The sequence below is a fragment of the Altererythrobacter sp. CAU 1778 genome (assembly GCF_054482795.1).
On sequence record NZ_JBTLRP010000001.1, the window covers coordinates 1,719,026 to 1,734,093 of the forward strand.

The following is a 15,068-nucleotide window of genomic DNA, read 5'->3' on the forward strand; positions in this document are numbered from 1 at the left end:
GCTAGAAGGCCAGCAGGATGAATACGGAATTCGGGAGAGTCGTGATCGTCGGCGGTGGCACAGCCGGTTGGCTGAGCGCTGCCTACCTTGCCGCGCGGCATCCCGGTCTGGCGATTATCCTGGTCGAAGCGCCCGACATTCCGGCCGTCGGCGTCGGCGAAGGAAGCTGGCCGACACTTCGGCAGACCCTCGCCACCATTGGCATCGACGAGGCAGAGTTTCTGACCGCCTGCGATGCTTCCTTCAAGCAGGGCACGCGCTTCGACGGATGGAAGGACGGATCGGCGGGCGACCGCTATTACCACCCCTTCACCCCTCCGCCGCAGGGCGATGTCGGTGAATTGCTGGCTGCTGCTGGCAAGAGCGACTTCGCCCATGCCGCGACCCCGCAAGCGGCCGTTTGCGATGCCGATCTCGCGCCGCGCCAACGCGCGATGCCAGGCTACGCCGGAGCGTTGAACTACGGCTATCATCTCGATGCGGGCAAGTTCGCGCGCCTGCTTCGCCGCCACGCTGTCGATCGGCTCGGCGTGACGCACCAGCGCGATGTCGTGGTTGCCGTGGAACGTCGGGCAAGCGGCGACATTGCTGCCCTGACGCTGCGCGACGGCGGTGCGCTGACCGGCGATCTGTTCCTCGACTGCACCGGAATGGCCGCGCGGTTGATCGGAGAAGAACTTGGGACGGAATGGGTCGACCGTTCCGACACCTCGTTCAACGATCGCGCGCTGGCAGTGCAGGTTCCGACGGCGTCCGACAGCCCAATCGCTTCCCAGACGATCGCGACTGCGCATGAAGCGGGCTGGCTGTGGGACATCTCCCTGCCGAACCGCCGCGGTATCGGCTGCGTCTATTCCTCCCGTCACCTGAGCGATGACCGGGCGAAGGACATTCTCTCCAGCTACATCGCGGACAAGGTGCCGGGCGCCGATGCAGCCTCGATCGCAACTCGCCTGCTGCAGTTTCGCACCGGCCACCGGGCCGAATTCTGGCGGGGCAACTGCATCGCCGTCGGCCTCTCCGCCGGTTTCATCGAACCGCTCGAAGCGTCGGCCATCGTCCTGATCGAACTGTCGGTGAAAGCTTTAGCGGACCACTTTCCGCAATCGCGCGCAGCTCTTCCGCAGCACGCGGCGCGGTTCAACCGGCTGTTCCGCTATCGCTGGGACCGCGTGGTCGAGTTTCTCAAGCTGCATTACGTCCTTAGCGAGCGATCCGGCGACTACTGGCGGGATCAACGCGACCCGGCGACCCTTCCGCCTGCGCTGAAGGAGCAGCTGGCCCTTTGGCGCGACCATCCGCCTTCCACCATCGACCTCCCGCAAGTGGACGAGATGTTCTCCGCAGCCAGCCAGCAATACGTGCTCTACGGCATGGGGTGGCCGACACCTGCCTGCGCTTCGCCTACGCCTTCGGATACTGCTCTCGCGCAGGTTCGGGAAACCGCCGAACGGGCGCGCGCGCTGGCGGCAGCACTGCCGACCAACCGCGCCTATTTCGATGCACTCAATCCATTACGGGAAGAAGCCGTCCAGCAATGAGCAACCACCAGATCCTCAATACAAACGATCACGCCGAGCTGCGCGTGCACACGGGCGCCAGCGCGGACCGTGGCGACGCGGTGATGGCCGCGCTGGCTGTGCCGGAGGAATTCCGCAAGCTGCAGGCGCACTATCCCATTGTCTTTCGCCGCGACGACAAGGGTAACTTCTCCGCGCTGGCGCTGTTCGGTTTCGAGAACGGGGAGAACCTGTTTCTGCAAGGCGAGAATTGGGACGCGGCCTACCGCCCGCTCTCGATCGACATTCAGCCCTTCCTGTTCGGCCGACCCGCGAGTGGCGAAGGCGACGGGCAGGTCCATGTCGACATGGATCACCCGCGCATCTCACCTAACGGCGAGGGCACGCGCGTCTTCGACGCAACCGGCCGCGCGACACCGTATCTGGAAGGCATCGCCGACAAGCTCGGACTGCTCCATTCCGCGTTCGAGGCAAGCGGTGCGTTCTTCGCCGCCCTTGCCCGTTACGAATTGCTCGAGCCGTTCACCCTCAACGTCCCTCTGAGCGACGGATCGAAACAGGCGCTGGTCGGCTTCCACATCATCGACGAAGCCAAATTGCGCAGCCTCGATGGCGAGGCGCTCGGCGCATTGCACGCCGAAGGTCACCTGATGCCGATTTTCATGTCCCTCGCCTCGCTCTCCCATTTCACCGACCTGATTGCGCGCAAGGAGGCAAAGCTCGCCCGTGGCTAGTGCGGCCGCCAGTATTTTCGACGACATGACGCCGGTGGAGGAGCGGCAAGCAAGCTCGCCCGCGGCACTTTCCGACTTGCTCGATAGCGCCGACCGCCCCTTCGTGGTGCGCGGCCTCGTTCGGGACTGGCCGCTGATCAAGGCCGGCAGGACGTCCTCCAGGGCTGCGCGCGAATATCTGCTGGAACGCGCCCGGCCCGCCCCGTTCACCGTGACCATCGGACAGCCCGGCCGGGACGGGAGGCTGTTCTACGACGACGACTACGCGATGAACTTTCGCACAGCGAAAGGCAGGCTCGCCGACATATTCCGCGGCTTCGACGACAATGAAGGCCGCAGTGACGCCCCCGCAATCTACCTGACTTCTGTCGACATGAAGCTGTTTTTTGACGGCCTCGTGGAGGACAACCCGTCTCCGGTTGCGGATCGCGAACCGCTCGAAAGCATATGGATCGGCACGGACACGCGCATCGCGGCGCACAACGATTTTCCGCGCAATCTCGCTTGCTGCGCCGTCGGGCGGCGGCGGTTCACCATTTTCCCGCCCGAGCAATTCGCCAACCTCTACATCGGTCCGCTGGAGAACACGCCAGCCGGTCGGGCCGTGAGCATGGTCGATTTCCACGCGCCCGATTTCGGCGCCTATCCCCGTTTTGCGGATGCGCTGCGCCATGCGCTGGTCGTCGAGCTGGAACCGGGTGATGCCGTCTACATCCCGTCCATGTGGTGGCACCATGTCGAAGGGCTGGAGCCGTTCAACATTCTCGTCAATTACTGGTGGCGTGACACGCCCGCCTTCCTCGGGCAGCCGCAGGAGGCGCTCAACCATGCGATCCTCGCCCTGCGCGACCTTCCGCGCGAAGAGCGCGCTTTCTGGCGCCAGTTGTTCGACCATTACGTGTTCGACAACCCGCCGGAAGTCACCGAGCACATCCCGGAAAAGGCGCGCGGCATCCTTGCCCCGCTCACGGCCGAGGGCGCTGGCAGCATTCGCGCATTCCTTCTGAGGGCACTCAACCGATGACGTTTCAGCAAACGCCGATGCGCGTCGTGATCGCGGGCGGTGGCACCGCCGGGTGGATGGCCGCTGCCGCAATCGCGCATACCATGGGAAAGGCAGTCGACCTTACGCTCGTCGAAAGCGATGCGATCGGCACCGTCGGCGTTGGCGAAGCGACGATCCCGCCGCTGGTCCTGTTCAATCGTCTGATCGGCGTGAAGGAAGCCGATTTCATGCGCGCAACGCAGGCGACCTTCAAACTGGGCATCGAATTCCAGAACTGGCGCGTGGATGGCGAGAGTTACTTTCACTCGTTCGGGACGACGGGCCGCGACCACTGGTCCGCCGGATTTCAGCATTTCTGGGCCGAGGGAAAGGCGCGCGGGCACGAACAGAGCTACGACGACTACTGCCTCGAGCTAAAGGCGGCCTATGCGCGCAAGTTCGCGCATCTGCCCGATAACGGCCTCAACTATGCCTACCACCTCAATGCGACGGCCTATGCGGCGTTCCTGCGCGACGTCGCGGAGAAGGCAGGCGCTTCGCGGCGCGAGGGGAAGATCGCCAGCGTCGACCTTCACGGCGAAAGCGGCGACATCGCGGCCATCACGCTTGAAGACGGCAGCCGCATCGAAGGTGACCTGTTCGTCGATTGCACGGGCTTTCGCGCCTTGTTGATCGAAGGTGCGCTCCATGTCGGCTACGATGACTGGACCCACCACCTGCCGTGCGACAGCGCCATTGCCGTTCAGACCGAGCTGACCGGACCGCCGCTGCCCTACACCCGCGCCATCGCGCATGATACAGGGTGGCAATGGCGCATTCCGCTGCAACATCGCGGCGGCAACGGGATCGTCTACTGCAGCCGCTATCTATCGCAGGACGAAGCGCGCGAACGGCTGATGTCGACGCTGGAGGGCAAACCCATCAGCGAACCGCGCGCGATCCCCTTTCGTACCGGCGCGCGGCGAAAACAGTGGCACCGAAATTGCGTCGCCATCGGACTGTCGAGTGGTTTCCTCGAACCGCTCGAATCCACCAGCATCCACCTGATCCAGCGTGCCGTGGTGCGCCTCATCCGGATGATGCCATCGGGCCGCATCAGCGAGCGCGACGTTGCCGAATTCAACGACCAGCAGCTTACAGACATGGTCCAGGTGCGCGACTTCCTGATCCTGCACTACAAGGCCACCGACCGCCGCGACAGCGCCTTCTGGCGTCAGTGCGCGGCGATGGAGGTGCCAGACACGCTGCAGCAGAAGATCGAGCTGTTCCGCGACACCGGGCGGGTCTTTCGCAAGAATGACGAACTGTTCGTCGAAAACAGCTGGGTGCAGGTCATGATGGGCCAGGGAATCACTCCGCACGCGCATCACCCGGTCGCAGGCAAGATGAGCGACGAGGAAATCGACCGCTTCCTCACCACGCTGCGTCAGAACGTGACGAAGACAGTCGCCGGACTACCTCATCACGAGGCTTACCTCGCGCAGTACTGCAAGGCCACCGAGGCATAGAAAGTTCTGCAAAGTGGGAATTTTGGTAGCGGAGGAGGAACATATAGCGAACATATAACGTTCTGACATTGATCGTTTTTTCCGCCCAACTCTTGGAAAATACCCCCACCGATACCCCCAGAATCCCGAATTTGCGCCAAACCGTTACAAGGGTGCGATCGGCCGACTAATGTGCGAAAACTGGCAGCTCAACCGCCTCATTGAACGGCGGAAGTTGGGCCGCTTTCGGACTGTCCGGTCCCAGTTGCAAAACTGCGGAAAGCTGCCCTTCGGCAAGCGACCTCAATTGCAAACCTTCCAAAGGCGGAGCAACTTTTCTGACTAGCAGACGTTTCAGTTGTGGCGGAAAGTGCGGACATCGATCATGCATCGTCCCGCTCCGTTCAATCGCACAGCGCCACTCCTCGATCCGCCGCTCTCGCATACCCGATTTCTTCGTATGAGGAAAAATGCGGGGCAGGCACCGGACGCGTTGGAGGGCAACTCGCTTATTGTGCTGTGACATCTGTCGTTGATCGATTATCGGTTATCAGCAACAGCGCGATCGCTAATTCAAGTTGCAAGTCTAGAAAACACGGGGTCTAATCATGCGCATTCATTCCATACTCGTGTCCTCGATCGCCTTAGCGGTCGCCATCGGGGCACCGCCGGCTCCGGCATGTTCCCAGGAGACAGCAGCTGCCGCTGAGCCGGCATCGTCTGGCGGCATTCCGGAATGGGGTATCACTAGTTCCGATTTCGAAGCCGACCCCGGCGTGGTTTTCGGCACGCTGCCTAACGGCATGCGCTATGCGATCCGGCGCAACACGACCCCGCCGGGCGAGGCAGTCATACGTTTCAACTTGCTGGTCGGCGGACGGGACGAAACCGATGCCGAAAATGGGGCCGCGCATTTCGTTGAACATATGGCGTTCAACGGATCGACGAACATTCCCGAAGGCGAACTGCTGCCGATGCTCGAACGGCTCGGCCTTGCGTTCGGTGCGGATACGAATGCCGAGACGTCATTGGACTACACCATGTATAAGCTAGGCCTGCCCAATACCGATAACGAAACAGTCGATACCGCGTTCATGGTAATGCGCGAGATGGCCGGTCGCCTGACATTCGATCCGGCGGCGGTCGAGCGGGAACGCGGCGTCATCCTTCGCGAGGCGCAGGACCGCAACGATGCCAACCGACGCCGCGCGGCGGATTATCTGCGAACAGCACTGCCCGGAACGCCGCTTGGTGACAGGGTCACGGCAAATGCCGAGCGCATTCGTGGGATTTCCGCGCAGGAACTTCAGGCGTTCTACCGGGCCTATTACCGTCCCGACCGCGCGACCCTTGTCGTGGTCGGCGACATCGACCCTGACGCGATTGAGGCGAAGATCGCGCAGGTCTTCGCCGACTGGCAGGGTGAGGGCGAACCGCGCGCGCCTTACACCGTTCCTGTGGTTGATCGCGCCGCGCCGACGTTTTCGAATTTCGTCGATCCCGCGACGCCGGAAATCATCGAGATCCAGACGATCGAGGAATGGAGTCCGAGCGATAACACGGTCGCAAGAGCGCGGGACGAAGTGCTCCGCGCCATCGCCGGGGCGGTGATCGCCAACCGGATCAACGAGCTCTCCCGCAGCGCGGACTCTCCGACACTTGGCGGACAAGTGACCGAGCAGCCCCTGTTCCGCACAGCCACCGCCTACGGTCTCCTGATCGTGGCGAAGGACGGGCAGTGGCAACCGACCCTGGAACTGGCGGAACGCGAGTTGCGACGAGCCGCTCAATACGGCTTCACCCAGAGCGAAGTCGACGAGATCAAGGCCGGTGTCGAAACCGCGCTGCGCAACGCCGCCGCGCAGGCCGATGGACGCGACAGCGTGAGCCTCGCAGACGCCTTGATCACCGCCAGCCTCACCGACGCGGTCGTCACGACGCCGGAAAACGATCTCGCCTTCTATCGACAGATCGCGCCCTCCATCACGGCGGAGACGACGAGCGCGGCTTTCGCTCGGGCATTCGTGGATGGGCCGGATATCGTTCACCTGTCCACCAAGACACCGGTCGAAGGGGGAATGCAGGCCATCGCCGCCGCCCTTGCGACGAGCGCCCAAGTCGCGGTCGCACGTCCCGAAGAAGCCGAGACGGTCGCATTCGCCTATACGGATTGGGGCGAACCGGGAACAGTTGTCGCGGATGAGAGGATCGAGGATTTCGGCATTCGCACGATCCGGTTCGCGAACGGTCTGCAGCTGAACCTCAAACGGACCGGGTTCGAGCCGGGCAAGATCAATTTCGTCATGCGCGTCGGGTCCGGATCCTCGACCTTCCCATCGGACTTGTCGGGACTCGCACTGATGCTGCCCATCTTTGCGAGCATCGACGGGTTCGAGGCGCATGGTCCGGACGAGCTGCGCCGTGCGCTGGCGGGCCGACAGGTCGAGCTGACATTGACCGCGAACGATGCGGGGCTTGTATCGGAGGGTGCGACGACACCAGACGATCTGCTCCTGCAGATGCAGCTCCTAGCGGCGCGTCTGACCGCGACAAGTTACCGGGATGAGACGCAAGCCCAGTTGGCCGGGGTGACGCCGCTCTTGGTCGAAAACCTGCGCGGAGCGCCGATCCAGGTCTGGAGCAATGCCTTCAATGCCGTTCTAAGCGGCGGGGACGCGCGCCTCGGCGTTGCCGATCCGCTTTCGCTTGCCAATTTGTCCCTCGCAGATCTGCGACGAGCGATCGAACCGCAGCTAACGGAGGGAAGCGTGGCTCTTGGCCTTGTCGGCGATTTTGACGAGGATGCGGCCATCGAAGCGGTGGCGGCAACCCTTGGCGCTTTGCCAGCGCGGCCCGAACGCGTCGAGGTCGGCGAGCCGCCTCGCGCCGTATCCTTCACGAAGGGGGCCGGTCCGATTATGCTGACCCACGCCGGGCAGGACGATCAGGGGGTCCTCTCGCTCAGCTGGCCGACCGATGACGGGCACGACCTGTCGGACGATCTGGCACGCGACATCTTGGCCCGTGTCCTTAATCTGCGCATGACCGAAATTCTGCGCGAGGAACTGGGCGCTGCCTATTCGCCACAGGCGTTCAGCTTTTCGACCACGACCTATGACGGGTTCGGCCATATCACGGCGCTGGTCACCACGCCGGCTCAGGACATGGACAGGACCGCCGAGATCATCGAAGAGATCGCCGCAGGCCTTACGAGCGAGCCGGTGTCGGCCGACCTTCTGGAACGGGCGCGCAGCCCGATCCGCGAAGGGTTCGAGCGAGCGGAGAACATCAACAGTGCCTGGACAGGTTTGGTTGCCATGGCGCAAAGTGACCCAGAAGAGCTTGATCGGCGGAGGCAGCGCTTGGACGCGTTAAACGCTCTTACTCCCCAGACACTCCAGCGCGTAGCCGCGCATTATCTCAGGGCGGGGCAGGCACGGCAGATACGGGTCGTTCCTGAATAGATGGACATGGTGCATGGAAATCAAAGCGCAGCCGCCGTCCGATCGACAACGCATCTTAAACTTCATCGCGAGAGAGTAGTGGACTCGCAACCATTGATGTCGTGAAAAGCTGCGCGCGTTTCTATGCGACGTCCATACAGACTGCCGCGAGCAGCCGACCGACGCGATCGCACTGCGGTCGGGCGGGCGGTTGACAGCGCTGGAGCGGCAGAATGCCGGCTTGTGAGCGATAGCCTAGGGCTGCGCCAAGACCCGTAGCGGCCATGGTCTCAGGTTTCTGACGGCTCCAACTGGACCTCGTGTAACTGTCCGCCCGCCATCACCAGTATGCGCTCGGCCGCCTCGATGGTTTCCCTACGGTGGGCGATGATGATGCGGGTGATTCCCATCGCCGATATGGCTTCATTGACCGCGCGCTCGTGCTCGGTATCGAGATGCGCCGTGCCTTCATCCATCACGAGTATTCTGGGCTGCCGGTAGAGCGCTCGGGCAAGCAGCACACGTTGCTTTTGTCCGCCCGACAGGGTCGACCCCATGTCACCGACTAAGGTTTCATATTGCATCGGCATCTGCTCGATATCGCTGTGGATCGACGCGGCAATCGCTGCCCCCACCACACGTTCCATGTCGACGCTTTCATCGAACAGGGCGATATTGTCAGCAAGTGTCCCTGCAAACAGGCTGTCTTCCTGCAGCACTGCCGCAATCTGGCTGTGGAAGCTCTTGTAGCCGAACCGATTGAGTGGAAGGCCATCGACCAATACCTCGCCGTTTTCTGGCTCAACAAGACCGAGGAGCAGTTTCACGAGCGTGGACTTCCCGCCTCCAGATGGTCCGGTAATGGCGACGAACTCTCCTTGTTCGACAGTCAGGTTCACGCCTTCCAGCACGAGCGGGTCGCTAGGCGCGTAGCGATAGAACACATCATGCAGTTCAATGCGACCCTTGAGTTCGGTTTCGCGGTCTAGGCTGTCGCCAAAACTTCGGTCTTCATCGGAAAGAGCAATATCTGACAATCGTTCGAGATGCAGACCAAGCATCTTGAACGCTATTGCAGTGTCGACAAGGGCTGCCGATTTCCCGATAAACTGGCCTTTGTAGGCCATATAAGCGAACACCATACCCACGCTGAACCCGCTTCCTTCGATGACGAAGCTGATTGCGAGGTAGATCGTGAGAATATTCTCCAGTCCGAAAATGAGGCGGTTCGTGGTTCCCTGCCAAATCCCGATACGCGCAAGGCGGACGTCGGAATTGACAGCGTCGGTCAGCTTGGTCTGCCACAGGGCATGGCGCAAAGTCTCGCGACCGAACAACCGCAATGTCGTCATGCCGCGCAGCGTCTCAATGAGGGTCGACTGTTCCTTGCCTCCCATGATGATCGAGCCTTCCTGCGCTTCACGCTCGAAAGAGAACGATACGGCGCGCACGATGCCGTAGAGAACGAAGGCCACTATCGCGATCGCGGCAAGGAGCGGCCTATACCAGAACATCAGAGCCAGCGTCAGGACCGCCATCAGTCCGTCGACAATAGCCGCAACCGCGCCCTGGGTCAGCATTTCCTGTATTGGACCGATAGATTGAAAACGCGAAAGAATGTCGCCGGTATGGCGTTTCTCGAACCAATCGACAGGGAGACGAAAGAGGCGCCGTGCCACGTTAGAGGCGAGCGTGAACCCAAGCGTGGTCCCGGCCACCAGCAACACGAACGAGCGCAGCAATGCCGCTCCCGCATTGATAAGTGTGAACAACCCGAAACCGATCGCCAGGACAGCCAAGAGATCCAGATCCAAGGCCGGCAGGGCATTATCAATGGCGACCTGCATGTAATAGGGCGAGGCCAGTACGTAGGCTTGCAGCACCAGAGTGAGAACGAGGACCTGCCCAATCGCGCGCTTAAGCCCGGTCATGCGCCGCCAGAGCTGCGAAAGTTTTAATCGCTCACGGTGCTTGCCGCCCTCGAAATCATCGCTTGGCCGCAACTCCAGAGCAACGCCGGTGAAATGCTTGGACACTTCATCCATTGGCATATTGGTCGAACGGCCATCGGGATTGTGGATGAGCGCCTTGTCGCCTCGGACACGCTCAAGCACCACGTAGTGGTTCATATCCCAATGCAGGATGCAGGGCTTATGGAGGTTCTTCAGCTCCTCAAGCGGCAGTTTGACCGCGCGAGGAGTCAGCCCAATCTTGTCGGCAAGGCCTATAAGGGATCGCAGGGGTGCCCCACGCAAAGATGGAGCGAAGCGGCGACGCAATGTGCCGAGGTCAATATCAAGGCCGTGGTAGTTGGCGACCATCGCCAATGATGCCAAACCGCACTCCGCAATCTCGGTTTGACGAACAAGCCGCACCCGCGAACGGGTGAAGAACCCCATATCGAGCATGATATCTCCCTATCGCCGTCTTACGGCATAGAGAGGTTCGAACAGCCATTCGAGCAGCGATTGCTTTTCGGTGACGATCCGCGCCGAGAGCGTCATACCCGCAACCAGAGGCTCGCTGCGACCAAACGCGGTAACCGCAGCGGAATCAAGTTTCACACGAACGGGATAGACCGATACGACCTCACCATTCGCGCCCTGCTGGCTGAGCGCGCTTTCGGCTACGGTCAGAACTTCGCCCTTAATGGTGCCAAACCGTTGATAGGGGAACGCATCAATCGCGAGACTCACTTCCTGTCCCTCTTCTACGAACCCAATAGCCGAGCTGGGAACGGCCAACTCGGCTTGCAATTCCGCGCCTGCGGGAACGATCGCCATTAGAGGAGTTTGCGTATTTGCAGGTTGCCCAACTCGAGAAGTAAGTGCTGTTACTATACCAGAAACTGGTGCACGAATGCCATATGAACGAGAGCCTTCTGCGCTGGCCGCTTGTTGTCCGACCTGAGCGCGTGCAGCGGCGAGGTCAGCCGATTGAGCGCGGGACTGCGCCGCTATCAATGCCGATGAGCGTTCAGATTCTGTAAGGGCTGAGCGTTTGGCCGAAAGGCTTTGGTTCAGTTGCGACAGTCCCTGCTGACGGGCGAGCAATGTTTCTTCGCGCACTTGGAGGTCACGCTGACTGATGAAGCCCCGTTCGGCCACCTCCTGTGCGCGGCTGAGGTCGGCTTGCGCCGTCTCGATCAGGTTTTCCTGGATTGTGATTTGTGACTCGATTTGACTGATTTCGGAGCGCAAACCTGCTTGCTGCGCGGCAAGCTGGCTTTGCTGTGCAGAGGCTGCTGCATTGGTGGCATCCATCTGCGATGCGAGGCTTGCGTCTTGGCGGGCGATTGCACGTTGAATTCGCTCGGAGGACGTGAGATTCTGACTGCTATCTGTTTCCGTGCGGATTTGCGCGAGAAGGTCACCAGCGTGAACGCGCTGTCCTTCTCTTACGGCGAAATCGACGACCGTGCCAGCTCGTGTAGGAAGGATGGTGGATATGCCTTTGTCGGGAGTAATCGCACCTAGGGCGATCTCAACACGCGAATACTTCGCAAATGTCAGAAAAACCAGTGCAATTATCAAGCAAAGTAAAATGAAATAGCCGATTAATTGCCATTGAATAGGAACATCAATGCGAGTTGATCCGGAGATGGAAGAATTAGTATTCCGAACAGCCGCCTCTCTAAACACAATTGCCCTCGCAATGACTTAAAATGGTAAAAATTTAAGTCGCAGAAAAGCCAAATTTAACTTTAAAGCCAAAATAAGAGAAATATGAGAGCGGAAATATAACCGCCAAGGCGAATATAACTTTTTGTATAGTGCTAGATAACAAAACCACGTCAGCAGTGATCAAAATCAACGCTCCAACGATGAAAAATAACACAGAAAAAGCGAAGAAAATCCGTTTTGTGGAATCTCTCTGTGGCGTATATTGAGAATAATTATAGAAAACATTTATCGCCACAATCGCACAAACGAAAATTCCGCCGACATAAATGCCGGCGGAAATTCCTTCAAACACAGATAAACTATCGAATATTGAAAAGGCGTGGAGAAGCGGGTTTATCAGAACTAGTCCAACAAACATCACTCCAACATAAGCCGCCCGCTCTTTATCATCTTCTGCGTTATCGTTCGTCATTGATTACGAGCCAGTCGTGACCTTAGCCACCGTAGCTGCAGCACCGGCACCGAGTGTCGCCCCGTAGGTGCCCGCGACCACGCCGGCCATTCCACCAGTTGCGCCCGTAATAGCACCAGCCGCGGCTCCGGCTACTGCGCCCTGAACGATATCGCCCGCAGATGCGCTGCCGCCACGGATGCCTGCACTCAGAACGGCACCTCCAGCGCCGGCAACCGCACCAATCACACCGCCAATGAGCCCACCGACAGGGCCAACGCCGCCGTTGACGGTATCCAATTCGTCAAAGTTAAGTTCCTGAATCATATCTTCTCTTCCTTCTCGTTTGAAAATAGTCTTCAGCAACCATCCATACGAAGGCCAGCGCTGCGAAGACAACAAAGCGAAACAAGAATCGCGATAGGGTGAATTCAAAATCAGTCGATCCCGCAAGAACGTGAAATAGCGTCAGTATACACGAGAATAGGAAGCCCATCCCCAAGGCCTTCAACGCCATTTTCTGAATCGAGGGATCCATAGTGCGACCCGTTGTTCCGGATAAGAACCTGACCTATCTTCAACCTCCTTGCAACCCCTTCGTACTCGATCCTGCCGAAGTGTCGAAACCGAACGGTTCTGACACTTGATCCACAACCGCGCTTTTCCGTGTCACTGCGGGTGTCACAACTTCGTGTCCGGTTCTAGGGCGCAAAGCCGCCGCTAGGCCAGCGCCCGATCAACGGCAGCTTTCGGGAAGATTACGAGCGGGCTCGAACGACCGAGATTGGGGCGCAAAGCTGACTAGCAGGCATTGGGCCGCATGCAGAATGCCTGCATTCCGGCGCTGCGTAAGGAAAGGAGCCTACCGTCATTTCAATGGAGTGGGCCAGATCGCGAACACAGTGGTCTTTTTTCGCGTTCTCTCGCTCAGTTCGATACGGGTGCGGGGGACCGGTCCTTGAGTGCGATAGATCGCCCCCTGGACACTGCTGTCCTCTATGGGGTTCTTGATTTCTTCATCCCCTGGACCTATGTGTCCTCCCGGAACGACGGATCGGTTGCGGCGGTAACACGCCAACAGCGTTCCCCCGCCCTCACGGGCCTTCGCGTGACGCGGAGATAGGCGAACAGCCGAAGTGGCCATCGAGTGACTTTTATGGGGCGCCTTCGGGCGCCCCTACCTTTTGTACTGAAACCGTAATTTTTCCCCGCGAATGGTCTTGTCGACCAGCAACGCGAACCGGACCTTGGTCATCTGCGCCGGCTTCAGCACCTGCTTCTCGAAATCCGGCGTATAGGCGCTTTCGACGAACAGCGAAACATCACAGTCGCCACGCCCCCCGCCGCGCCTGGCGTTGAAATAGACGCGGTACTCGTCCGCCCCGTTGCCTCCCGGCGCGACGATGCGCACGAAATTGGCTTCGGGCGTATGGTACACGGGCCCGTTCGGCAGACCCTCCATGATCCCCCGCAAACCGAAAGAGAGATCGTAGCGCGCCTGGTTAAACACCCGCCGCTGACCGCGATCCCAGACATCGACGACCGGCTCAGGATGAAGCTCAGGGTCATAGCTTTCCGAAAAACAGTGGTTCGAGAAACGGACGTCGATCACCGCGCCCTTGGGGCGCACCTCGGTCTCCATCACGAACTGGAAGGGTTCGAGATGATCGAAATTGACGGGCGCCCCGTCGATGAGAAGCGTTGGGAAGAACGATTTGGCCATCGGGATCAGCTCTTGGCGTCGCCCTTTGGCCGGCGCTTGAGCCCTGGACGCGACGCTGCGCGGCGCGTCGCTGCCGCTTCGTCGCGTGCCGCGACCATGTCGCGCGCGATCGGCTTCAGCTTCTCGACCAGCGGCGAGAGATCATAGCGGTTGCTCGCCTGACCGCCGCTCGCATGGCTGCGCCGCTCGCGCTTGATGAGCCCCTCGTCCTCGAGCCGCTTCATCGCACGCTGCACCGTCTTGTCCGACACGCCCAGGCGCTCGGCCAGCCGCTTCTTGGACGGGAACGGCATGGTGTTGTCCTCCCACCAATGGTCGATCAGGTGGAGCAGCACCGCCAGCTCGGTGGCGTCGATATGGAGACGCGCCTGCGCCCGCAGGATGACCGAGGGCACGAACGTGAAGCCGGGCTCGAGAACCTCCTTAGACCAGCGCTTCTCGAGCCCGCTCTTCGACTCCTTCTTGGGCGGGCGAAGCGCCACGACATTGTTTGTAGGTTTGACCATCACCAGAAACTCCTGCATAGATTGCAGCTCAGATGCGCTGGAAATCCTGGAATTTCTAGACGCGCGAGGGGTTCGCCCCCTGGACATAGGTGTCCATACCCCTGGACACAAGGGTCCAGCCGCCCCGGCCATGGATGTCCACCGAAGAAGCACGTCCGCATATCCGAAGTAATCCGTGGCGCATCACGCTATCACAGTATGAAGAGCCCCTGGTCATTTTTGTCCAGGGAGGGTCGGCGAGATTCCAGCGAATCAGGATGGCGACAGTGGCTGATTCTGAGCAATGTCGTCCTCCGTGCCGCCCGCCCCAGTCAGCTCATCTTGCGCGCATTGTAAGCTTACGAGAACGGCCGCATTTGGGTGTGTATATTCAGTCCACGAACGACTTGAATTGGGGCGCTTTGCCGACTGACTGCTTTTCCCAGGAGCTGCCCGACAGCAAGTGGGCCGTTGCACGAACCCGCTTCGCGGGAGGGGTGCTGGCGGCGCGGGTTACGCCAGAGCAAGACCGTAGCGAGTAGATTGAACAAGGCCGATCATTCCGGCTCCTTCAACCGAGGAGTCGAGAGATGAAC

At 60.3% G+C, this 15,068-nt stretch carries 11 protein-coding genes; 5 read left to right on the top strand and 6 right to left on the bottom strand.

The features are described from left to right. Window positions 1-17 precede the first annotated feature (17 nt). The 5 genes from ACXYN8_RS08140 to ACXYN8_RS08160 all read left to right on the top strand — a co-directional run bounded on the left by ACXYN8_RS08140 (window position 18) and on the right by ACXYN8_RS08160 (window position 8,211). On the top strand, window positions 18-1,541 hold the full coding sequence (locus tag ACXYN8_RS08140) for a tryptophan halogenase family protein (protein WP_458888861.1): 1,524 nt from the start codon (window positions 18-20) through the stop codon (window positions 1,539-1,541). Beyond that, window positions 1,538-2,254 (top strand): SapC family protein, encoded by a 717-nt coding sequence (locus ACXYN8_RS08145; RefSeq protein WP_458888862.1) that lies wholly within the window; start codon window positions 1,538-1,540, stop codon window positions 2,252-2,254. Before ACXYN8_RS08140 ends, ACXYN8_RS08145 begins: the two co-directional genes overlap by 4 nt. Further along, window positions 2,247-3,278 (top strand): cupin-like domain-containing protein, encoded by a 1,032-nt coding sequence (locus ACXYN8_RS08150; protein ID WP_458888863.1) that lies wholly within the window; start codon window positions 2,247-2,249, stop codon window positions 3,276-3,278. The genes ACXYN8_RS08145 and ACXYN8_RS08150 overlap by 8 nt, the downstream gene beginning before the upstream one ends. Next, the gene (locus tag ACXYN8_RS08155; protein WP_458888864.1) at window positions 3,275-4,768 is read left to right on the top strand and encodes a tryptophan halogenase family protein; all 1,494 of its coding nucleotides are present in this window, start codon (window positions 3,275-3,277) and stop codon (window positions 4,766-4,768) included. The genes ACXYN8_RS08150 and ACXYN8_RS08155 overlap by 4 nt, the downstream gene beginning before the upstream one ends. Before the next feature lie 587 nt (window positions 4,769-5,355). Beyond that, the gene (locus ACXYN8_RS08160) at window positions 5,356-8,211 is read left to right on the top strand and encodes a M16 family metallopeptidase (RefSeq protein ID WP_458888865.1); all 2,856 of its coding nucleotides are present in this window, start codon (window positions 5,356-5,358) and stop codon (window positions 8,209-8,211) included. A gap of 269 nt (window positions 8,212-8,480) precedes the next feature. Here the strand turns inward: ACXYN8_RS08160 and ACXYN8_RS08165 are convergent, their stop codons facing one another. The 6 genes from ACXYN8_RS08165 to ACXYN8_RS08190 all read right to left on the bottom strand — a co-directional run bounded on the left by ACXYN8_RS08165 (window position 8,481) and on the right by ACXYN8_RS08190 (window position 14,493). Further along, window positions 8,481-10,598 carry a peptidase domain-containing ABC transporter gene (locus tag ACXYN8_RS08165; protein WP_458888866.1) on the bottom strand — a complete coding sequence of 706 codons (2,118 nt, stop codon included), beginning with the start codon at window positions 10,596-10,598 and terminating at the stop codon, window positions 8,481-8,483. Window positions 10,599-10,607: 9 nt separating this feature from the next. Then, window positions 10,608-11,831, bottom strand: coding sequence for an HlyD family secretion protein (locus tag ACXYN8_RS08170; protein WP_458888867.1), 1,224 nt, complete (start codon window positions 11,829-11,831; stop codon window positions 10,608-10,610). Window positions 11,832-11,865: 34 nt separating this feature from the next. After that, on the bottom strand, window positions 11,866-12,285 hold the full coding sequence (locus ACXYN8_RS08175) for a hypothetical protein (RefSeq protein ID WP_458888868.1): 420 nt from the start codon (window positions 12,283-12,285) through the stop codon (window positions 11,866-11,868). A gap of 3 nt (window positions 12,286-12,288) precedes the next feature. Next, complete coding sequence (locus tag ACXYN8_RS08180) at window positions 12,289-12,717, bottom strand: hypothetical protein (protein WP_458888869.1); 429 nt, start codon at window positions 12,715-12,717, stop codon at window positions 12,289-12,291. Between the two features lie 724 nt (window positions 12,718-13,441). Continuing rightward, the gene (locus ACXYN8_RS08185) at window positions 13,442-13,987 is read right to left on the bottom strand and encodes a hypothetical protein (protein WP_458888870.1); all 546 of its coding nucleotides are present in this window, start codon (window positions 13,985-13,987) and stop codon (window positions 13,442-13,444) included. Window positions 13,988-13,992: 5 nt separating this feature from the next. Beyond that, window positions 13,993-14,493 carry a helix-turn-helix domain-containing protein gene (locus tag ACXYN8_RS08190; RefSeq protein ID WP_458888871.1) on the bottom strand — a complete coding sequence of 167 codons (501 nt, stop codon included), beginning with the start codon at window positions 14,491-14,493 and terminating at the stop codon, window positions 13,993-13,995. Window positions 14,494-15,068: the final 575 nt, after the last annotated feature.

Excerpts from the sequence above, each read along its gene's own strand:
- ACXYN8_RS08140 (WP_458888861.1), top strand. The coding sequence starts at position 18 with ATGAATACGGAATTCGGGAGAGTCGTGATCGTCGGCGGTGGCACAGCC.
- ACXYN8_RS08145 (WP_458888862.1), top strand. The coding sequence starts at position 1,538 with ATGAGCAACCACCAGATCCTCAATACAAACGATCACGCCGAGCTGCGC.
- ACXYN8_RS08155 (WP_458888864.1), top strand. The coding sequence starts at position 3,275 with ATGACGTTTCAGCAAACGCCGATGCGCGTCGTGATCGCGGGCGGTGGC.
- ACXYN8_RS08160 (WP_458888865.1), top strand. The coding sequence starts at position 5,356 with ATGCGCATTCATTCCATACTCGTGTCCTCGATCGCCTTAGCGGTCGCC.
- ACXYN8_RS08165 (WP_458888866.1), bottom strand. The coding sequence starts at position 10,598 with ATGCTCGATATGGGGTTCTTCACCCGTTCGCGGGTGCGGCTTGTTCGT.
- ACXYN8_RS08175 (WP_458888868.1), bottom strand. The coding sequence starts at position 12,285 with ATGACGAACGATAACGCAGAAGATGATAAAGAGCGGGCGGCTTATGTT.
- ACXYN8_RS08185 (WP_458888870.1), bottom strand. The coding sequence starts at position 13,987 with ATGGCCAAATCGTTCTTCCCAACGCTTCTCATCGACGGGGCGCCCGTC.
- ACXYN8_RS08190 (WP_458888871.1), bottom strand. The coding sequence starts at position 14,493 with ATGGTCAAACCTACAAACAATGTCGTGGCGCTTCGCCCGCCCAAGAAG.